This window comes from Occallatibacter sp. (genome assembly GCF_036502485.1).
In the GTDB taxonomy this organism is placed as follows: Bacteria; Acidobacteriota; Terriglobia; order Terriglobales; family Acidobacteriaceae; genus Telmatobacter.
Genome location: NZ_DASXYM010000176.1, coordinates 1 through 22,032, shown reverse-complemented (window position 1 = coordinate 22,032; position 22,032 = coordinate 1). Strand labels below are relative to the sequence as shown.

General features: G+C 60.6%; 13 protein-coding genes. 6 read left to right on the top strand and 7 right to left on the bottom strand.

The genetic code is table 11. The annotated features are described in order from the left end of the window. Nucleotides 1-443: 443 nt before the first annotated feature. Together VGL22_RS21405 and VGL22_RS21400 are read left to right on the top strand one after the other, a co-directional pair. On the top strand, nucleotides 444-5,870 hold the full coding sequence (locus tag VGL22_RS21405) for an Ig-like domain repeat protein (protein ID WP_465269003.1): 5,427 nt from the start codon (nucleotides 444-446) through the stop codon (nucleotides 5,868-5,870). Between the two features lie 372 nt (nucleotides 5,871-6,242). Further along, complete coding sequence (locus tag VGL22_RS21400; protein WP_465269002.1) at nucleotides 6,243-6,638, top strand: (R)-mandelonitrile lyase; 396 nt, start codon at nucleotides 6,243-6,245, stop codon at nucleotides 6,636-6,638. A 154-nt stretch (nucleotides 6,639-6,792) separates the two neighbouring features. On the opposite strand, the gene VGL22_RS21395 is transcribed toward VGL22_RS21400, so the two are convergent. From VGL22_RS21395 to VGL22_RS21385, 3 genes are all read right to left on the bottom strand, one after another. Next, nucleotides 6,793-8,493, bottom strand: a complete 1,701-nt coding sequence (locus tag VGL22_RS21395; protein WP_465269001.1) for an alpha/beta hydrolase — start codon at nucleotides 8,491-8,493, stop codon at nucleotides 6,793-6,795. 125 nt (nucleotides 8,494-8,618) lie between these two features. Next, complete coding sequence (locus VGL22_RS21390; protein ID WP_465269000.1) at nucleotides 8,619-8,891, bottom strand: hypothetical protein; 273 nt, start codon at nucleotides 8,889-8,891, stop codon at nucleotides 8,619-8,621. Between the two features lie 184 nt (nucleotides 8,892-9,075). Then, on the bottom strand, nucleotides 9,076-9,990 hold the full coding sequence (locus tag VGL22_RS21385) for a polyphosphate kinase 2 family protein (protein WP_465268999.1): 915 nt from the start codon (nucleotides 9,988-9,990) through the stop codon (nucleotides 9,076-9,078). Between the two features lie 219 nt (nucleotides 9,991-10,209). Here VGL22_RS21385 and VGL22_RS21380 point away from each other — a divergent pair, with 219 nt between their 5' ends. Both VGL22_RS21380 and VGL22_RS21375 read left to right on the top strand, forming a co-directional pair. Next, on the top strand, nucleotides 10,210-10,908 hold the full coding sequence (locus VGL22_RS21380) for a potassium channel family protein (protein ID WP_465268998.1): 699 nt from the start codon (nucleotides 10,210-10,212) through the stop codon (nucleotides 10,906-10,908). A gap of 71 nt (nucleotides 10,909-10,979) precedes the next feature. Continuing rightward, nucleotides 10,980-12,017 (top strand): hypothetical protein, encoded by a 1,038-nt coding sequence (locus VGL22_RS21375; RefSeq protein WP_465268997.1) that lies wholly within the window; start codon nucleotides 10,980-10,982, stop codon nucleotides 12,015-12,017. A 104-nt stretch (nucleotides 12,018-12,121) separates the two neighbouring features. Here the strand turns inward: VGL22_RS21375 and VGL22_RS21370 are convergent, their stop codons facing one another. The 4 genes from VGL22_RS21370 to VGL22_RS21355 form a co-directional block, all read right to left on the bottom strand. Continuing rightward, a complete protein-coding gene (locus VGL22_RS21370; protein WP_465268996.1) occupies nucleotides 12,122-14,539 on the bottom strand; it encodes an ABC transporter permease in 2,418 nt (805 codons plus the stop codon). A gap of 221 nt (nucleotides 14,540-14,760) precedes the next feature. Then, nucleotides 14,761-16,236 (bottom strand): protein adenylyltransferase SelO, encoded by a 1,476-nt coding sequence (locus tag VGL22_RS21365; protein WP_465268995.1) that lies wholly within the window; start codon nucleotides 16,234-16,236, stop codon nucleotides 14,761-14,763. 115 nt (nucleotides 16,237-16,351) lie between these two features. Then, nucleotides 16,352-17,890 (bottom strand): glycoside hydrolase family 71/99 protein, encoded by a 1,539-nt coding sequence (locus VGL22_RS21360; RefSeq protein ID WP_465268994.1) that lies wholly within the window; start codon nucleotides 17,888-17,890, stop codon nucleotides 16,352-16,354. Nucleotides 17,891-18,217: 327 nt separating this feature from the next. Beyond that, nucleotides 18,218-20,341, bottom strand: coding sequence for a beta-galactosidase (locus VGL22_RS21355; RefSeq protein ID WP_465268993.1), 2,124 nt, complete (start codon nucleotides 20,339-20,341; stop codon nucleotides 18,218-18,220). Nucleotides 20,342-20,589: 248 nt separating this feature from the next. Between VGL22_RS21355 and VGL22_RS21350 the strand changes: the two genes are divergently transcribed. Together VGL22_RS21350 and VGL22_RS21345 are read left to right on the top strand one after the other, a co-directional pair. Beyond that, nucleotides 20,590-21,015: a hypothetical protein gene (locus VGL22_RS21350; protein WP_465268992.1), complete on the top strand. Its 426-nt coding sequence runs from the start codon at nucleotides 20,590-20,592 to the stop codon at nucleotides 21,013-21,015. Next, the gene (locus VGL22_RS21345) at nucleotides 20,996-21,538 is read left to right on the top strand and encodes a GNAT family N-acetyltransferase (RefSeq protein ID WP_465268991.1); all 543 of its coding nucleotides are present in this window, start codon (nucleotides 20,996-20,998) and stop codon (nucleotides 21,536-21,538) included. The genes VGL22_RS21350 and VGL22_RS21345 overlap by 20 nt, the downstream gene beginning before the upstream one ends. Nucleotides 21,539-22,032 lie beyond the last annotated feature (494 nt).

Here is a 22,032-nt window from a genome sequence, read left to right as displayed (position 1 = left end):
GGAGCCGATCCACGAGCGCTCCGAGCGCACGGAAGCAACGGCTCTCGAACTGGGTTACGGCCGGGTCTGACCTGCCGAACCACGAGATCGCGGAGTTCTCCGGTTTACAGCGGCAGGAATTGAAGAATTGGCGACATTGAAGAATCGGCGGTTGTCCTACCGGAACTCAGAAGAGCCCCCTTCAGCGGGTGGGCCGTTAATACGTCCAAGCGGGCGGTTCTGGACCCTGGTGTAGCTAACGTCCCGTTCGGGACTCTAGATTCCATGAGGGTTTGGCAAGTCGACATTTCCTGTCTTGCATTTCGCAAATGCGGACTAGAATGGCTCTACGTTCTCAACTTACATTCATGCACCTTTGCACTGGGGAACCCTTGAGCTTTTCTCGCCCTGCCGTTTTGTGCGTAGCTTTGATTTGCGGGGTCCTGTCTATACCCGCCCAGCCCATGAAGGGGGAGCCGCCCCTTTCCGGGCGTGCCGCCGAACTGCGCGCTCTGCCCTCCGCTGCTTCGCTCGCAAATGCCTCCATCGCCACGTTTGCCGGTAACGGCGCTTACATTTTGGGAGACGGTGGGGCAGGCGCCAACGCCGGGTTCGTTTCACCCAATCAGGTAGCGCTTGATGCCTCGGGAAACATCTTTATCGCAGATGCGGGGCACAACCGCATTCGCAGGATCGACGCGGTGACCGGGCTCATCGTCACCGTAGCCGGCAATGGAACTTCTGGATTCAGCGGCGATGGCGGTCCGGCTCAGGATGCGGAGCTTGATCGCCCCGAAAGCGTTGCGTTCGACAGTGCGGGCAACATGTACATCGCCGACTATGGCAATCGGCGAGTGCGAGAGGTCGATGCTAAGTCGGTACTGATCTCGACGGTTGCGGGCAATGGAGAGTCCGGCGAGGCCCCGCCTGGGCAGCGGGCCATTGACTCGGTTTTGAACGGGCCCTACGCCATTGCGTTCGACGCCCAGGGGAATTACTACATCGATGACTCGGGCAGTAATTGCATCTGGAAGGTGAATATCGTCACGGGCATCCTGACGCCATATGCCGGCAAGGTCCGGGTTTTTGGAGGCTTCGGCGGGGACGGCGGACTCGCGACAGAGGCAGAGATGAGCACCCCATACGGCATTGCGTTCGACGCGGGTGGCAATCTGCTGGTCGCCGATACCGGCAACAACCGGATTCGAAAAGTTGACGCAGCCACGGGGCTTATTTCAACAATTTACGGCACGGGGACCGGTGGCTATGCAGGCGACGGCGGACCGGCGGCGAACGCGGAATTCAATGGCGCATCCTGGTTGGTCTTCGATGCAGGTGAAAACCTGTACATAGCGGATACCAGCAACAATCGCATCCGAAGGATTCAGGCGAACACGGGCATTGTGTCCACTATTGCCGGAATCGGAGTGGAGGGATTTTCAGGGGACGGCGGACTGGCTACTGCCGCCAAATTGAATGCGCCTTCCGCAATCGCTGTAGACCCCGCAGGCGGTCTTTACGTCGCGGATAGCGGCAACCAACGCATTCGCGTCCTCCGTCCCGGTTCGTTGATTTCCAGTTCCACAAGCCTTACCGCGACTCCCGCGGTTATACAGGCCGGACAGGCCCTCACTTTAACGGCAGCCGTTACCGCCCCCGGTGGCAGTGTGCCCCTGGGAACGGTCACGTTTTCCGACGGCGCGCTGCAACTTGGAACCGCGGCGTTGGATGGCGGAGGCGTTGCGTCGCTCGACTTTTCGCCCGCGGCCGGCTCCCATGCCATAACCGCTACCTACGAGGGTTCTCTTACCATTGCGCCGTCTTTCTCATCCCCGGCGGTAGCGGTTACGGTGAATGGAATCTCAACCAGCACGTCGATCACGCCTTCCGCAAGCAAACTGACGACGGGCCAGAGCTTAAGACTGACGGCAACGGTCACCGCTGCAAGCGGCGCCGCTCCCACTGGGCCGGTGAGCTTCCTGAATGGGTCCACTTCTCTCGGCAAGGTTTCACTCGACGCCGCCGGAAATGCGCAGATCACTCTGTGGCCAGCTGCAGGCAATTACTCCATGACCGCCAGCTATGGCGGCAATGGTGTCGAAGTCGCGTCCATTTCGACGGCAGTCGCTGTCACCGTGGCACAAGGAACGAATACGACGCCGTACATCTACACCTTTGCGGGCGACGGAATCGAGGCTTTCAGCGGAGATGGCGGACCGGCAGTAAATGCGGGAATCACCCTTCCGGCGGGGGTGAGCGTCGATAAATCTGGTCATGTATTTGTGGGGAACGGACCGCAAGGGAAGGACAACCACGTCCGGGTGATCGATACTGCAACGGGCATCATCACCACAGTGGCGGGCACTGATGTGGCCGGGTACTCGGGCGATGGTGGCCCGTCAACCAGCGCTCAACTGAACAATCCAATGGACGTAGCATTGGACAGCGAGGGAAACCTCTACATCGCGGATGCATGGAATGCCTGCGTCCGGAAAGTTGACGCTCAGACGAAGATCATCACCACCGTCGCAGGCGTCTGCGGTTCTCTCGGCATCAGTGGCGATGGGGGTCCGGCAACCAACGCGCTTTTTATCCTGCCCGCAGCCGTGGCATTCGACGCCGCAGACAATCTCTACGTAGGGGATTCGCAATGGGGCTCGGTTCGTAAGGTCGACGCTAAAACGGGGATCATCAAACTGTTTGCGGGCGCTGGCGGCGTCGGGCCCAGTGGTGACGGAGGCCCGGCCGCCCTGGCTGCAATTGGCGCCCCGTACGGACTCGCAATCGACTCGGAAAGCAATCTCTACATCATGGATTGGTACAACGCGCAGATCCGGAAAGTGGATGGAGCCACGGGGATCATCAGCACCGTGGCCGGGACTGGCAAGCAAGGATTTAGCGGGGATGGCGGACCTGCCGTGGACGCGCAGCTTTATCAACCATCATCCGTCACGCTTGACACCGCAGGGAACATCTTCTTCTCCGACTCCGTCTATGGCAGGATTCGCACCATCAACAAAAGGACCGGCATCATCAGCACATTCGCGGGAGGCGGCAGCAGTTTGGGCGATGGGGGCCCGGCCGTCGATGCTCTGTTGGAGTATCCCGTCGGCGTCGCCTTTGACGGCGCAGGAAACCTATACATTGGGGACAGTTTTAACCATCGGGTCCGGGTCATCGGCGCGCCGCCTTTTGCCGCCCTTATTCCGACAACGACTAAATTGAAGGCCTCCGCCACGGCCCTGGCCGCAGGACAATCGCTCACTTTGACCGCAACTGTCACCGCAAGCAGCGGTGGCACCCCGGCCGGAACCGTGCAATTCCTGAACGGCGCTGCACTTCTAGCTTCCGGCATCTTGAGCGCCAGCGGCGTTGCCGCCGTGACCATCACGCCCGCGGTCGGCACATATTCGATTACCGCGAGCTACGGGGGCTCTTCCAGCGACCAGGCGTCAGTTTCGCCAGCGGTCGCGGTCACCGTGAAGGGACCCGGAAATGCGCCCAACATTTACACCTATGCAGGAAATGGAACCCGCGGCTATCAGGGCGATGGGGGCTCGGCATTGAGCGCCGAATTGGACTCCCCCATGGAAGCGGTCAAGGATACCGCCGGCAATCTCTTCATTACTGATTCAAACAACCACGTGATCCGGCGTGTGGACGCAGCAACTGGCGTGATCACCACGGTCGCGGGCACTGGACAATTCGGATGCTCGGGAGACGGCGGCCCGGCGACCCGCGCGCAGCTCTCGTTCCCCATGGGAGCTGTGCTCGACGCGGCCGGCAACCTATACATCGCGGACTGGGGAAACAGCCTGGTGCGCAGAGTGGACGCTGTGACCGGCATCATTACAACCATTGCCGGAACCGGTAGTCCGGGCGCGACTGGTACGGGAATCCCTGCACTCCAAGCCTCCCTGGGGCCCTATGGAATCGTGATCGATTCTTCCGGGAATCTCTATCTCGACGATCTCGGCAATTCGTGCGTATGGAAGCTCAACGCCGCGACGGGCATCATAGATCGAATCGCCGGAAACCTCTCCGGCGGATTCAGCGGCGACGGCGGACCTGCGGCGAGTGCCACGTTGAATAAGCCGCTCGCCGTCGGAATTGATTCCGCGCGAAATGTTTACATCGCAGACACCGTGAACCAGCGGGTCCGGCGCGTCGACGCGGCCACCGGCATCATCTCCACCATTGCAGGAACCGGAACCCAGGGCTCGGCAGGGGATGGCGGCCCGGCAACCAGCGCCGAACTTAACGAGCCCAGCGGTATTGCATTCGACGCAGGCGGAAATCTGTTTATCTCGACATTCAATGCGTGTGCAGTCCGTCGGGTTGACAGCGCATCGGGGTTTATCAGCACCTATGCTGGCGATGGGACCTGTGGTTTTAGCGGCGATGGCGGCCCGGCGAATTTCGCTGAGATGACGAATCCCGTCAATCTGACAACCGATGCGTCAGGCAATCTCTACATCGCAGATCTGAACAACAGCCGCATACGGGTGGTTGGAACCGCTCCCAGTTACTCGCTGATCGCCACGACGACCAAACTCGAAGCCTCGGCCACCACATTGATGGCGGGACAGACGCTAACGCTCACCGCAACTGTGATCGCCGCCAGCGGCCCTGTGCCCACCGGAACTGTGACGTTCCTGGACGGCAACAAATCCCTTGGCGCCGCCTCATTAAACGGGGCCGGTGTGGCCACATTTGCGCTCACGCCTGCGGCGGGAGTCTATTCCCTCACGGCGAGTTACAGCGGATCGGCCACGGATGTCGCGTCGCAGTCGTCTCCACCCTTGCAGTTGACAGTGACGTCAACCACCACGACCGTGCTGCAAGCCTCGGCCACTTCGCTGACCGTCGGTCAACCGCTAACCCTGACGGCGACTGTCACTGCTGCCAGCGGTCCTGTGCCTGCTGGCATGGTCATCTTCGTGAACGGGTCCGCTATCCTCGGGTCGGTATCTCTGAACAACGGGCAGGCGGCACTGGATATTACTCCCGCGGTGGGCAATTATTTCATCACCGCGGAGTATGCGGGATCGACGACGGATGGAGGCTCGGTTTCCGCGCCGATCGCGGTGACGGTCACTCTGGCACCAACAAGCACCCAGCTCACCGCGTCCCCCAATCCGGCAGGACTTGGTATTACGGTTGCTCTTCAGGCCTCCGTCACCAGCACCTCCGCGTCTCCGACCGGAACTGCAACCTTCTACGATGGAGCAGCGGTGCTGGACAGAGTTGTCCTGGGGTCGGGCAGCGCGACTCTGAGTGTCAGCAGATTGAGCGTTGGCTCGCACAATCTGACCGCAGCGTATGGTGGCGACGCGAGCCACAGTCCAAGCACCTCCAGCATCGTGGTTGAAATGATTACGCCGGCGGACTTCAGCATTTCCGCGGCACCCTCTGCGCGCTCCGCTTACACAGGAGAGTCCGCCGCTTACACAGTCACGATCACACCGCAGAATGGCTTCGGTTTGCCGGTCACACTTGCATGTACTCAGGCGCCGGCCAATACGACCTGCGCGTTCTCGCCGTCGACTCTCGCCGATGGCACGGGCTCGGCAAAGCTCACCGTGCAGACGTCCGCGCCCGCTCAGGCGGCACAGGCGATCCATCCATGGAAGGGACTGGGCGGCGTAACAGCGCTGGCCGGGCTGGTCTTTCTATGGATGGGCGGCGCACGGCGCAAAATATCCACGCTTCTGGCGCTGCTTGTCGTTCTTGGTGTTGCGGTATCTGGTGGCTGCAGCGGCCCCCGCGCACTCACTGGCGGAACGCCAGTGGGCAATCAAACCATCGCGGTCTCAGGAACGGCTGCTAACGGCACCCAAATGTGGTCGCACTCAACCACGGTGACTCTGAAAGTCAAATCGCTTTTCTAACCGCACGCAACGGGATTGCACAAGTGCTGATGATTCATTTGAGACGCTGGTTCAGGTTGTGTGTAGCGGTTGGATTTATTGCCATGGAGACCGCTTGCGACGCCCCCGCGCGCGCCCAGGCTGCGGCTTCGGCATACGGCCCGGGTGCTTCTTTGTGGGCGGGCGGAGAATATTCCAATATCAAGGCGCTTTCCGTACGGAAGCAACGCGCGATTGCGGGTGTCAGAGGCTTAGTAGTGGGATAGCGGGTAGAAGGGGATCTGGAGCATGGCGGAAGAGGCTCCTGTTCGCCTTCTTCGTTGACAATTAGCAAAGGCGCCCTACGTGTGTCCCGCACACCAGGCCGGGCCCGGAAACCTCGAAGGAGAAAAGATGGAAATCAAGCGAGTTGGATCGCAGGCATCCATGAAAGGCGCGACGGATTGGTTCACCGGAACCGTTCGCATTGATCCGCTAATCACAACGCCCGACCCGGCGCTCGTTTCGGGTGCCTCGGTGACGTTTGAGCCCGGCGCACGAACCGCCTGGCACACCCATCCGCTCGGCCAGACACTTATCGTGACGGCAGGCTGCGGGTGGGCACAGCGCGAAGGCGGTCCGGTCGAAGAAATCCATCCAGGCGACGTTGTCTGGTTCGCTCCCAACGAAAAGCACTGGCACGGAGCCGCGCCGACCACCGCCATGAGCCACTTCGCCATCCAGGAGAAGAAGGACGGGAAAGTTGTTGACTGGATGGAACACGTCACCGACGAGCAGTACCAGAGGTAGCTCGACAATCCAGTCCGCCGCTGCTTTCCCTACCCTCCGGTGATGATCCCTCCGTGCGGAAAGTCGCGTGCAGCGCCCCTCGCCCCTGATGGATCGGCTCGCGCCTTCGGCCACACAGATTGGCCTTTATCCGCACCCTGTTCAGCCTGTGCTTCTAATATCGCCAGCTCTTCAGGTCTGCCCCCTTCGGCGCTGTCTCCTGAATCCGCTGCATGATCTTCGGCACATACATCGTCTCGTAATGCAGCCGGCTATAGGCATTGGGCAGTGTGGGGTCGCCATTCCAGCAGTGCTCCGCGCGTGGCCCATATGCCACCTCGGCATGCGCAGGCGGATTGGCTTTGTCCAGAAAATCCTGCAGCAGGTACACCGCGTTGTTCAGCATGTAAGTGTCTTCATAACCCACATACACATGCAGCTTGCCGTCCAGTTTGGGCTGCAGTTGCGGCCATTCGCGCTGCAGCTTCGCTGTCAGGTCATAGTGGTCATGCCAGTACTGCGCAACCGTGTGGTCGATCATGCCGGTCTGCTTGTTGAAAATCTGCGCTGGATAACCGTCTGCGCCAACCGGCGAAAAAACCGCCTGCCATATGTCGTACTGCTCGCCGGAACGCCCATGGTCGCCCAGTGAGGCCTCATACTGGTTCACCCCGCGCTGCGTAATCATCATGTGCCCCAGGTAGTCGCGCATGGCCGGCTGCTCCACCTGCTTGTTGGCGCCGTTGATGAAGTAGGCGTTCGCGTCTTTGTACAAGTCGATGTTGGTATAGGCGTGAAAATCAACCGGATCAGGGCACGCGATGAACGCTCCGTTATAGTGATCCGGATAGAACACCTGCGCTGCCATCGCTTCCCAGCCGCCCGTCGATCCTCCGTATAGGAACCGAGCCCAGCCCTGCCCAATGCCGTGGAACTTTTTCTCCACTGCCGGAACCAGTTCCGTCTCAATAGCCTCCCCGTAAGGACCCAGGTTCGCCGAATCGACAGCATAGCTATCGTCATAGAACGCATTCGCGGTCTGAATCTTCACCACCATGAAGCGCGGAAAGTCCTTCGAAATCCACGTCTGGTAAAGCTTGTACGCCTCCTGCTGCTGAATGCGGTTGTAACCCTCCAGATGAAACCGCTCCGAGTAGTCTGGCTTCAGGTTGGGATCGGGAGGCGTGCTGCGGAATTCCGTAAATTCATCGTCAAAGTGATCTTCAAACAGCATCAGCGGAAAGCGCGCGTCTGGATGCTGATCGAAACCCGCCGGCAGCAGTACCGTCGCGGCCAGATACACGGGCCGTCCCCAGAACTTCGTCAGCAGTGCTGACTGAATGCGCAGCCGCCGTACAAACTCGGAATCCGGAACCGGCACAATCGGCGGAATCACCTCGCTCAGCGTGATGTCCGCATCGCGCTCAGGCTTGCCGTTCGATCCAATCGTTATCTCAAGCGGCTTGCTGTAAAGATTCCCCGGAGCAATGTTCCAGTGCTGCCCCTCTCCGCGATCGGGAGCCAGCTTCAGCACACGGCCGTCCCCCATATGGAACGTCTCATATAGGTTGAGCACCGCCTGCACTCTGTAGCGTCCGGCCGGGACCTCGCTCAGGCGCGGATGGGGATAGCCCGCCGCCCCATCGTCCACTTTCACCACACTTCCCGGATTCGCGCTCTCCAGCGTCATCCCGAACACGTTCTGTGTTCGCGGCGAAAGATCAATCTGCATCCGCGGCTCGACGCTCGCGTCGTTCGACAACAGCAGCAACAACCGCCCGTCCAGCGGACCCGGCGCGCTCGCGCGCTCTCCGCCACTCGCAAGCGGGCGCGCCTCCTCGGGAATGTGTACGCGAAAGCTCTGGGCATGCAGCATCCCTGCAACTTCCAGGCACACAGCAATTAGAAGGGTGGCGCTACGGGGCAAGCATAGTCTCGACATTGCAACGAGTATACTGCGCGCTCAAGCACCACCCGCTCTGCACCTGCCACTTGCACGTCCTATTTGAACTGCCGGAAAACATCCATCAGGTAATAGCCCGCGACGTAAAGCGTCATCGCCCCCAGCAACCCAAGCAGTGCGCGGCCTACCGGCCTGGTCCTCTGCAGTTGGCTCATGATCGCCTCCTGCTCCTCGCGCACATGGTCAGAGGACTCCTGCAGCACCAGTTGATCATCCTCGTTGCGGCTCATCCTGGATACGTACACTTTGAACGCAACAAAAGTAAGAAACACCATACCCCACGCGCCCCACATGATCGGAACATACCCCATCGGCCCACCTCGGCAAAAGAGCTAGGCTCTGCGCGCACACTCCGCTGGAAACATCGCAAAACGTGTGCTGCAGGCCTTCGATGGAGATCCTATCGGCGCGGGCTGAAGCACCCTCGTGATGAGAATCACGAGAGTGCGCGCAGCGTCCCACTTTGAAAGACTCAGATTCCATAAATGAACGGAGCTATTTCGAAGCCAACAATGCCTTCTTCGCCTCGGCAATCTCCGCCAGTTTCTTCGCATCCACCTTGGGATATGCAAGATTCAATTCCGACAGGCTTTCAATCACCGCCGCCGCCACCACCACCCGGCTGAACCACTTGTTATCAGCCGGCACCACATACCAGGGGCTCTCCGGCGTCGCCGTGTTCCGGATCATGTCTTCATAAGCCTTCTGATAATCGTTCCAGAAGCCGCGTTCCGCCATATCCGATGCAGAAAACTTCCAGTTCTTCTCGGGTCGCTCCGCGCGCAGCAAAAAGCGCTTCTTCTGCTCATTCTTTGAAACGTTGAGGAAGAACTTCACCACCTTAATCCCGTTGCGGCTCAGGTACCGTTCGAAACACCGTATGTCCTCAAAGCGCTCGTCCCACACCCTCTTGGTAATCAGGGAAGGAGGCACCTTCTGTCTGGAAAGATACTCGGGATGCACCCGCACCACGAGTGTCTCTTCATAGTAACTGCGATTGAATATCCCTATATTCCCGCGGTTCGGCAAACACCGGATACAGCGCCAAAGATAGTCGTGATCCAGATCCTCGGCCGACGGACCCTTGAACGAGAACACCTGGCACCCCTGCGGATTTACACCGGACATCACATGCTTGATGGCCCCATCCTTGCCCGCCGCATCCATCGCCTGAAACACGAGCAAGAGACCCCAGTTATCCTGGGCATATAACATATCCTGTAACTCGGCAAGCACTTTCACGCCCGACGTCAGCGCTTCCTTTGCCCGCGGCTTGTCTTCCGCTTCAAGGCCCATCGTCTCATTCGGATCGAAATCCTTCAGCTTGAACTTCTTTCCGTCCGTTACGCAAAATGGCTTGGCAAACGTACGGGCTCTCTTCACCACATCTTTGTTCTTGATCGCAGCCACGGAACACTCCCTCAGGCGAGTCTCACGCCGGCCCCGGCTTTCACCGCATGCACAAACGGGGATTGCCGGATCAGCGCCATCCCAAACAATCAAACTCTTAGATCGCCGCGCAAACTGGCAGAATTACCTGTCTCTCTGCACTCCGCCGCCGCATACCCTCGCATCAACCAGCGACTCACGAATGTCGCGCAATCCGCAACTATCGCCTGAACTCGACCAATGCAAATCACCTACGAAGGCGTCCTGCAGAGTCTATTCGGCCCCGCCGGCCTGCTCAATCGCGATCGGCGATCGAGGCTCCTCCTCGTCTCCATCCTCCTCTTCTACATCCTCCCCGCGCTCTCTGAGGACCGCGCCATCGGCAGATTCATCATCCTCGTTACCTTCTACGTTGCCCTCGTGGCGGCCGCCATGGAACTGGCGGAGAAACGGGTCCTGTTCTGGAGCGCCATTCCCATTGCCGCGGCATCCATGGTGCTTCTCGGCATGGCCCTGTTTCACCCTACACCAGCTCTGCTGCTGGCCAACGGCATTGCGCTGGCTCTGTTTCTCTTTCTTGTCTCCATCAGCCTTTTCATCTATCTCGGCGAGCCCGGAAACTCCTCCACGGCCAGCCTCTATCTTTCGGTAAGCCTCTATTTTCTCCTCGGCATGTGCTGGTTTGCCCTCTACAACATCCTCAATATCGTGCAGCCCGGATCCTTCAAGGAGAACGGCACGCCCCTGCCCCTGAGCGCACCATGGAGCACCATGCTCTACTTCAGCCTCACCACCCTCACCACGCTTGGCTATGGCGACATACTGGCCGTGAGGCCGGCCGCACGCATGCTGGCTACCTTCGAGGCCGCGGTCGGCGTTCTTTACGTGGCCATCACCATCTCCCGCCTCGTCTCCGCCCGCCAGCACCCGCCCGCGTAGCCCAGATTCGCGCCCGGGCCACCTGCTTACGCCCGCCCGCCTCAGCCGTCCTTTCGTCTATGATGCCGTTGATGAGAACTCGCCTGTTGATGCCCTGGCTCGTCGCCCTGCCCTTTACTTGCGCCATCCTCTCGTTTGCCGCTCCCGTCTCTGATCAGAAACAAAAGAAGGAGCAGATCGTAAAGCCCATCGCCGGCCCCCGCGCCGTCGCCCTGCGCAGCACCCCCCTCTACGTCTCCCCTGACCGCGGCGCGCAGAAGGTCGACCGCGTTGCCCCCGGCCGCGAAATGGTCATTGCCGAGCGCAGCGGCACCTGGCTGCGCGTCTTCGCCAACACTGACGTTCAGGAGATCCACAATTCAGAAGACGAGCCATGGGTGGGCACCGACGACACCACGCCCCCGATCTCCGGCTGGCTTGAGGCCCGCGGCATCGTTGACGAAAACACTCCCAACGGCGACCAGATCCTCATGGGCGAAGCCGCCAATGAAGAATCCGAGGCCTCCGATCCGCGTGGCCCCGCCAATGCCGCACAAACCGCTCACCTGCTTTATCGGCGCGTAGTCGAAATCTTCCAGAACTCCCCGCTCGCTGCTGAAGCCGCCTGGCGCGCCGCTGACATTCAATGGCAGATTAAAAAGGCCGACGTGCAGTCCCGCCCCTCCGCCAAAGAGCGCGACGCTTATCTCCGCAGCCAGATTGACGAAGAAGAGATGAAGCGTGTCATCAAATTCTTCCCCCACACCCGCCAGGCTGACATGGCCGCATTCGCAATGCTTGACAACAAGCTCTGCGGCGACTGGCAGGGCCAGGAAAAATGCCCTGAGAAAGAAACCGAGCTATACGAGAAGTACGCCTCCGAGCACCCCGACGGGCCTCGAACTGCCCTGGCTCTTTACAATTCGGTCTACCGCCAGTGCGTCCTGGTGGACATGTTCCACGCCGATCAGAACGACAAGAAAGCCGATGCGGCCAAGGCTCACGCTCACGAACTCGTCGCCCGGCTGCACGACAAATTCCCACAATCGGACTACAGCCCGCGCGCCGCCGCCCTGGTCTTCAAAATTGATCAAGGCGTGCCCGTCTACGGCATCGACCAGCCACAGTAAACGCGGACCAGCCCGCTTCCCGATCCGACCCGGAAACCCGCTAACCCGCTAAGGCGCGCAGCGAAGCTGACTCGCTGCCTGAACAAAGGCTCTTCCGCACCGCCCTATTCGTCCCGGAGCAGCACCAGCGGATTCACCCGTAACGCTCGCCGCGCCGGAACCAGCGTGGCCAGCAGCCCCAGCACCATCATCGTTACACTCACCGCGCCCAGCACCACCGGATCTTTCGGCGTGGCCTGGTACACAATAAACGAAAGCACCCGCGTCCCGAGCAGCCCCAGCACAATGCCCGCCACGGAGCCGATACTCAGCAAACGAAAGGCCCGTCCCAGCGAAGCTCGCAGAACCTGCCGCTGGCTAGCGCCCAGGGCCACGCGGATACCCAGTTCCCGCATGCGCTTGCTTACCGTGTATGAGGCCATGCCGAAAATTCCCGTCACCGCCAGCATCGCGCCCAGCATTCCCAACACCCCCAGCGCCACTGTCGCCACCCGCGCCGGAAACAGTGCTGAGTCCATCTCCTGGGTCCACGTCGCAACCCTCAGCGGAAGGCTCGGGTCCATCCCGTGCAGCGCCTTCTCCAGCGCCGGAGCCAGTTCCTGCGGCTGACGCTGAGACCGCACCGCCAGCCATGTCCCGCTCTCCTCGTGTTGCAGATGCGAGAAGAACATCCCCGGCATCTGGTCCTCTGTCAGTGAGCGATACTTCCCATCCTCCACCACGCCCACCACTTCCGCGCGTTCTCCGCCCCAGTATTTAAAGTGCCCGCCAATGGCCTTCTCCACCGACCCGAACACTTTCACTGCGAATTCGCGATTCACCAGCGCCACCTTGGGCGCATTCTTGTCGTCGGTCAGTCTCAGGTCTCTGCCTGCCAGCAGCCGCGTGCCCGCCGCCTCCAGGTAGCCCGACGACAGGTTATAGTTCATGGCGTCCGCCACCTCGTTCGTAGGCCGATAATCCGTCGTGCTGTCGGAATAAACATACGAATCGCCGCCACCCAAACTCAGCGGCAGATTGCTCGTGTACCCCGCCGCCGTCACGCCCGGAATCGACCGCGCCGCATCCAGCATTCGCTGCTGCATCTGCGCCACGCGTTCCTTCGGATATCCGGACATCTGCAGATCTGTACTCGCCAGCATCACGTTCTGCGGCTGAAATCCGAAGCTGCTCTGCAGTGACCGCATCAGCCCGCGCACCGCCACAAACGACGACGTTACCAGCACCGCGCAAATGGCAATCTGCGCCACCAGCAGCACGTCCCGCAGCGTAAGCCGCCGCATCGTGCCGGCTACGCTCTGCCCCGTCCGGATCACCTGCCAGGGATCAGATCGCATGACCTGCCGCACCGGCATAATTCCGAACAGCAATCCGCTAAACAAAGCCAGCCCCAGCGCCACCGCATATGTCCTGGAATCCGGATTCACCGGCACATTGATCGGAATATCCGGGATCGGCTGCCACGCGCTCAATAGCCGCAACAGCACAATGCCGCCGCCCAGCCCCAGCACCCCGCCGGCCAGCGACACCATCACCGCCTCGGTCAGCAGTTGCCGCAGAATCAACCCTCGCTTGGACCCAAGCGCCAGCCGCAGCGCCACTTCCTTGCCCCGATCCGCCGCCCGCGCTGCAAACAAGCTGCCCAGGTTCGCGGACGCTGCCAGCAGAATCAATCCAGCCAGGCCCATCAGCCCCGCCATGAAGGCCTTTGCAGGTCCGCCCAGCATATCGCCCACCAGGCCCGGTCGCGCCAGCGTGAACTTCACCCCATCGTCATCGGTGGGGTATGACTTCGCCAACCACGCTCCCAGTGCGTTCAGATCCTCCGCCGCTTCCGTCGGCGTCACACCCGCCTTCAGCCGGCCGATTACAAACAGCGAGTGGTTGCCGCGATATTTCAGGCTGTCCGAACCCTGCACCACCTGATTCTCGACCAACGGAATCCACATGGCGGGGGCAAAGAACAACTCCGTCCCGCGAAACTCCGGCGGCGCGACGCCAATCACCGTGAACGGGTGCTTGTTGATCGACACGGGCTTGCCCACCACCTTCGGGTCCGCGTGGAAGAAGCTATGCCAGTACGCATAACTCAGCACCACATATGGCGCGCTGCCCATTCCCTTCTCGTCCGCCGCATGAAAAAACCGCCCCAGGTATGGCTGGACTTCCAGAGAATCGAAGTAGTTCCCACTGGCCAGGTAGGGCCACGCCGTCGTCGGATTCCCGCCCGTATCCACGCCCTGCGGACCGATGATGTTATAAGCCATCAGGCTCTCGAACGTGCGGTTCTTGTCCCGCAGGTCGATGAAGTCCGGGTACGACTGCGACGGGTACTTGAACCGCTGCACCATGTAAAGGTTCTGCGCGTGAGGAACGTTCACCGGCCGCAGCACCAGCGCATTCAGCACGCTGAACACGATGGCGTTGGCGCCAATCCCCAGCGCCAGCGTGACAATCGCCGTCACCACAAAGCCCGGCGACTTGCCCAATTGACGGAACGCGAGCTTCAGATCGCTGTACATGACCCCTTCTGGTACGAGCCCCTCCGCACCAAAGTTCCCGCACCCCACACTAATTCGGATTCGTCATGCCTGACCCTGAGCGCCGCGAAGGGAAGGACCCGCTGTCGCTGTCGCTTTTCCTTTTTTTCTTTCATTCCCGAAGGGAATCTGCTTTTGTGCCCCGACACCGCGAACCAGCAGCACGAAAGGCGGCGAAGCCGCGATTGCCGCACCGCAGGTGCTTACGTCCCGCAAAACGTAGCCAAAACCCGCTCCTCCGGCCGTGCCGGCACAACAAACCGCTCCAGCCCCGCCCGCTCCTCATAGGGCCGCGACACCGCCCCCAGCAGTTCCTCGAACGGCCCCAGATCTTCCCGCATCACTGCCGCATTCAACGCCGTCTCCACCATGTGGTTCCGCGGAATGTACACCGGATTCACCGCACGCATCGCCGCCGCCCGTTCTCCAGCCGCAACGTGTTCGGAATCCAATCGCGCCCGCCACTGCACCGCCCAAGCGTCGAACGCCGCCGGAGCCGCAAACAGCGCCCGCACTCTCGCATCATCCCCTGCAGCCGCATCGCATAGCCGCCGCAACGTCAGCGTAAAATCCGCCTCGTTCGCCGCCATCCGCTCCAGCAGATTCTGTGCCAGCGCCAAATCTCCGTCGCCCGCCGTGAACAGCCCCAGCTTACGTCGCAACAGCGCCAGCTGCGCCGCCTCAAACTGCGGAGCAAACCCCTGCAACGCCTCTGTTGCCGACGCCAGCGCAGCCTCCTGGCTTCCCCACTCCTCCACCATCACCGGCAGCATCGCCTCCGCCAGCCGCGTCAGGTTCCACAGCATGATGCGTGGCTGATTCCCATACGCATACCGTCCATTCCGGTCGATCGAGCTGAACACCGTCGCCGGATGATACGCCTCCATAAACGCGCACGGCCCATAGTCAATCGTTTCCCCGGAAATCGAGGTGTTGTCGGTGTTCATCACGCCATGCACAAACCCCACCATCATCCACTGCGCCATCAAACGCGCCTGGCGCGCGATCACCCCGTCAAGAAATGCGCGATACTTCCGCTCCGCCTGCGCCGCCTCGGGATAATGCCGCGCCATCGCGTAATCCGCCAGCGTCTGCACCCCGTGCGCATCTCCCTGGGCGGCGAAATACTCAAATGTCCCCACCCGCAGATGACTCGCCGCCACCCGCGTCAGCACCGCTCCCGGCAGCGGAACCTCCCGCATAATCTCCTCGCCCGTCGCCACCGCGGCCAGAGAGCGCGTCGTAGGAATTCCCATTGCCGCCATCGCTTCGCTCACCAGGTACTCGCGCAGAACCGGGCCCACTGCGGCCCGACCATCGCCCCGCCGCGAAAACGGAGTCGGCCCCGATCCCTTCAGCTGAATGTCATAGCGCACGCCATCGCGCCCCACCAATTCCCCCAGAAGATTCGCGCGCCCATCTCCAAGCTGCGGAACGAAGTGCCCGAACTGGTGCCCCGCATACGCCTCGGCCAGCGGCTCCGAGCCAGCGGCCACCCGGTTGCCCGCCAGAATCTCCACACCTTCGGGTCCCGCCAACTGTTCCGCATCGAGCCCCAACTGCCGCGCCAGCTCCACATTCAGCTTTAACAGCCGCGGCGCCGCCACCCGCGTCGGGTTCACGCGCGCAAAAAACCGCTCCGGCAACCGCGCATACGTATTCTCAAATCGAAACTGCACATCGCCCTCACCTGGTTGCGTTTGTGAAGCGTCCCCAGCCTCTGGGAAACTGGCCGCCGGAAAGCTGCTCTCTCGGGAATTCATCCCTATTCGATGCGCCGCGGCCCCACAGGTTCTACTTTGTAAACAACACCGGCCCTGACATGCGATTCAAAATACTGTTCTTCCCCACCATACGCACAAAGACCTTGTGCGACCCCGCGGGCAGCGCCGCCAGGTTCCAGGTCCCGCTTCTCTCCGCCGGCACCGTGTCGATCCGCCTCAGATTCTCGCCGTCATTCGAGTCATAGATCTCCACGTGCGACACTGTCGCCAAGCTCGCAAACGCATTCGTCGACTCCAGACTCCAGTGCAGCATCGTCCCTTCTACCTCCGCCTTCACCGTTAAGCAGTTGTCGATCCCTGACTCGATCTCTGTCCCCTCGTTGTAGTCGTTCCACGTAATAATCTGCAGATACCTCAGCCCATCCATCGAGTGGAACCGGTTGCTCGCAGTAAGCGACTGCATCCACAACTGCCCGCACGCCTGGTCAAGTATCCGGCCCGTTCCCCACGTCGCCTGCGAGCTGTTGAACCCCTTGTACGCGGCGCCCCACGCCAGCTTGCCTGAATTCCGCTGTGCAGCCGCATAAAACTGGTCCAGCGTCTCCACCGTTGAGGGCGAACTCACGTTGAACACATACTGCGCGCGCGCCGGATCCGTGCCCGCCACCTGCACCCAGTAATACGATCCCGCTGAGGCCGTGTGCGTGAATCCCTGGGAGCGCTCGAACACCACGTCCGGTACGCCATTGTCCTGGTTATAGGGCTCCTTTACGCAGTTGTGTGGCAGGTCGCGATTCCACTCCGCAATATGCACCCACACGTCGGCCCACGAGGGCGCCGGCCCGTTCGGGCGAATCACGCCCTCTCCCGGAAACACCATCAACACCGGATGCCCGTTGTCCTTCAGATACGCATCATTGCCCCAGTGCATCCCGTTCATCGCGCAGATGTCGTTGCGCACATGCGCCACCACGCAGTCCTCATACGCTCCGCCCGTCCTGCCGCCGCATCCATCTCCGCTCGTCCCCGGTATCCCCGTCGGCTTCACCGTATACGCCCATGACGGCCCATCGATCATGATCACGTACATCGAGTCACATTGCTGCGCGCCCTTGCAGCCGTGCTTGTTCGCGTAGTGCTGAAACTTCAGCGTGGCCGCATCCTCTGATGTCCCGTACCCCTCCCAGGACATGATGGCCCCATCGATGTGACGCCTGCGCAGATCCTCAATCTGCGCCGCCACCGTGTGATCGTCATTGGAGTTGTATCCCGTCCGCACATTGTTATGGCAAAGCGGCCCACTCTCCCCCGTGCAGAACCCCAGCATGAAGTTCGCGAAAATCTTGGTCCTGTCGCCGTGAATGAGATACGTATGAGGGTCCTCGTCCGACACGTTCCCGGCCGGCGCATCAAACTGCGGCGTGGCTACTCCCGCCCGCGTATCCGTCTGCCCCGCGAACGCCTGCTTGCAGTGCTTCGGCATCCCCCCGCCTGCGGGACACGCAGCAGTATTATTCTCCGCCAACTCTGTCAGCTTCACCTGCGCCATCGTAGCCCCACTCAGACCCAGCCCCAGGCACATCAGCACTGCGCAACGCACTTTCATCATTCGGGAAAAATTCCTCTACTCACCATTCAGCCCTGCTTCACTTCTATTCTCTAACGTCCACACAGACCGAAAGTTTCTGACGCTCCCAAACACTCTGTCCTCCCCACCACCTTGTCATGCTGACCCTGAGCGCCGCGAAGGGGACGGACCCGGTTTTTGCTTTTTGCATTTGCCTTTGCCTTTGCACTTGCTTTTTGCACTTGCCTTTCTTGTCTGTCATCCCCGCAGGGGATCTGCTTCTCACCACACCCTCATACATCAGACGCAAAAAGGCCGGCTCGCGTTCCTCCGCAAAGCCGGCCCGAACGCCGATCACGAAATCCGGCCTTACTTCTCCTCCACAATCGCCACATCCCACGGCGCCAGCGTCAAATTTCCCCCGCCCGCAACGCCCTTCCCGTCCAGCAGACTCGTTCCCGCGCCATACCCATACTTCGCCGTCTGCTCCGCGCTCGAATAGTTGAAGAAGTAATGCACCTTCTTCCCCATCCGATTCACGCCGCTCTGCACATGCACCTTCGCTGGCGCATCCACTCCCGCCACTCCCGCCTTCTCCAGCGCATCCTTCAGCACCGCGGTCTGCAGCGCGTTTGACAGGTACGTCCCCTCATACAGCAGCGTGCCCTTCCCAAACTCGTTTTCGGTAATTGCGGGCCACTTCCCAAAGAACGGATGGTCGTAATACGCCACTGGCTTCGCATGCTCCGGCATCAGAAACTCCGCCCAGTAGCTCACCTTGTTCTCCGCGCCTGCATGATATGGATCCCCCTTCAACCCCAGCGGCTTCTCCAGATTCGAAAACTCCTGGTAGCTGAACCCCGCCGCCTCGCGCAGCGGCCCTGGAGCCCGCACCCACCGCACCGCGGAGTTCTCATTCGCGAATCCGCTCTTGAACGTCATCACTACGTGCCCACCGTTCTTCACGTAGTTTGAAATGCGCTGCAGCAGCGGATCATCCGCGATATACAGCGCCGGCACAATCAGCACCTTGTACTGCGAGAAATCCTGCGTCTCCGGAAACACAAAATCCGAACCCACATTCATCTCGTACAGCGACCTGTGCATCTGCTGCACCAGTGACGCGTAATCCGCCGTCGGCCCCGCAAAGCTCCACTGCGGCCCTGACGACGTAAACGGCATGAACGCAATCCCGTTATCCGAATCCCTGCTCCACAAAATCGCCACATCGTTCTTGATCTTCAAACCCACAATGTGAGGCCCGATCATCTCCAGCTCATGCGCCGTCTTGCTCATTTCCTGGTACACACGATTCGGCTCCAGATCGTGCGACAGAATGCCCTTCCAATACGTCTCCTGGTTGCCCGCAATCGAAGCCCAGTGCCAGTACTCCACCATGTTGGCGCCGTTCGCCACATGCGTGTACACGTTCTCCCGCAACTGCCCGTCATAGGGCGGGTACTGAAACGCCGAAGACCAGTCCGTCGACTGTGCATTTGTCTCCGTCACCAGGTAATTCATGTGCTTCAATGACCGCGAAAAATCACCCTGGATCGACTGCGTCGCGCCGCCAAAATGATCCTGCGAAACCATGTGGTAAATGTTGTCGGCCACAATATCCAGCGCGTCTGCAACCCCGTTCTCATTCACATCGCGCTTCATCATGCCGCCGTAATCCGTCGTGATGAACTGCCGCGATCCCGCGCACTCCCGCACCAGCACCGACTGCCACTTGAGAAAATCCGTCACCCGCATCTGGCTCCAGCGCGACCACTCCAGCTTGTATCCCGTGCTCTGCGCGCCCTCGCGTGTCGGCAGATCCTCCCACGTGTGAAGGTTCTCGCCCCAGTAATTCAAAAACCACGCCTTGCTCAACTCCTCCGGCGTGTGAAATTTCTTCTCCAGATGATGTTGGAACCCGATAAACACATCGCGATTGGCTGCGTCATAGCTCGCCGTTTCGTTATCGAGCTGCCACCCAATGACTGTCGGATTGTCCTTGTAGTGCGCCACAATATGCCGGATCAGCCGCTCCGCATAAAAGCGGTACGCCGGCGAATCCGTGTCCATGTTCTGCCGCATCCCGTACGTCCCCGGAATCGCTTTCCCACCAAACTGCCCCGGAGGAATGCGATCCGCCAATATCTCCGGATGCTGATGCGCCATCCATGCAGGCACTGAATACGTCGGCGTCCCCAGAATCACTTTGATCCCCGCCTTGCCCATCGCATCGACGATGTGATCCATCCACGCGTACTCGAACTGCCCATCCTCGGGCTCCCACAAGCTCCACGTCGACTCGCCCATGCGCACCACGTTCAGCCCCGCAGCCTTCATCAGCGCAATGTCTTTTTCGAGCCGCGCGTTCTGGTCTCCCGGCATGTACTCGTTGTAGTAGGCCGCCCCATACAGCACCGTCGGAAACGCCAAGTCCGGCCCGTTCGCGCCGGCCGCATCCTGCCCTCGTACCGCCGCACAACCGAGCAACAGCACGCCCCCGAGAAATCGTTTTCTTTTCGAGCTACCGAGCCAACCCGCCATTCCCGTCCCCCTCGCCATCTTGAATTCGTCTGAACGCGGCCGCTTCAAGGCGGGCAGCAACTCTCACCCGTTTCGGCCGCCTCATCCATAAACCATTGAATTTGCTTGACTTATTTATGAGCAGGTGATATAATACTAAAGTGCCTCAACGCTCCGCAATCCTCTGTACGAGCGTGGACACTCAAGGAGATGCCTACCCCATGAACGCACCTTCCACAGCCCTCACCGACTTCTTCGCCATCTGGCAGCAGAACAATGACCACGGCTCCCCAGCCGACCTCCTCGCCCAGTTTGCCGCCACCTTCCTCGCCCTCAGCCCCAACGGCGCCGCGCCCGTATCCGCCGCCGGCTTCGGACCAGCCCTCGCTAAACGTAAGCAGATCTTCGCACAACTCGGCTGCCGCTCCACCCAACTCATCTCCCTCGACGAAACTCCGCTCGACTCGCGCTACGCCATGGCCCGCACCCGCTGGCGCATCACCTTCGCCCGCACCGATCTCCCCGAACAACACATCACCGTCGACTCCACTTTCCTCATCGACCTCCACGCCGGCCACATCCTCGCCTACCTTGCCCACCAGGACGTCTTCGCAATCCTCCGCCAGCATGGCGTTCTCAAGGACTGACCACCCAGGGCATCGGGCGGCTATCCTGTTCTCGACCATGCCGCCCCAGTCCCTCCACATCCGCGCCGCCGTCCCCGCTGACGCTCCCCGCCTCATCCCCCACATCAACGCCGCCTTCGCAATCGCCGAGCCCTTCATGACCGGTCCACGCATCGACCCCGACCGCCTCGACGTCTCCCTCGAGAAAGGCACAATCCTCCTCGCCGAAGACCACTCCGGCCAACTCGTCGCCTCCATCTACGTCGAAGTCCGCGGAAGCCGTGGCTACGCCGGCATGCTCGCCGTGGCCCCTGCACAGCAGCGCTCCGGCATCGGTCGCTTCATGATGCAGGCCGCGGAAGACTACCTCCGCACCCGCAACTGCACCGCCCTCGACATCACCGTCCTCAGCCTCCGCACAGAACTGCCGCCCATCTACCGCGCCTACGGCTTCGTCGAAACCGGCACCGAACCCTTCCACTATCCCCACCCCCTCAAAGACAACATCCAGACCCACTGCATTGTCATGTCCAAAGCCATTTGAAGACCCACTCGTTTTCGCCGAGTCGCTCCCAGTACGCGACAACACTCCCGCAATCCTCACCTCGCCCTGTGCGACATCGGTTATTCCGGCAATCCGCATGCTTTCTTCAGCGGACAAACGGATGCGCAGTAGGGCTTAGTCACGATCACGACCGCCTTCACTATCGCATCGGCGACTACCCAACGGTATAGTTGCTCTTCGCATTTAGGTGCGCCGCAAACACACCTCCACCACAAGCGCCTGCAGACCGTCGCACCGACAGCCTGCTCCTTCATGCAAAAGACAATCAACCAAAACGGCTACTGCCCCGTCTTCCCCTGACAAATCCCGCACCCTTCACCCTCTCCCACACGGCTGCGAACGTCCGCCTCCTGCGATGGCTGTAGATTCTGCCAGTAGAATTACCTGTCCCCAAAGCTAAACATGCGAATGGAAAATCCCGCTGCCGCGGAGACGAGGTCCGTTCCATGTCAGGCCGACCCGAATCAGGCTGG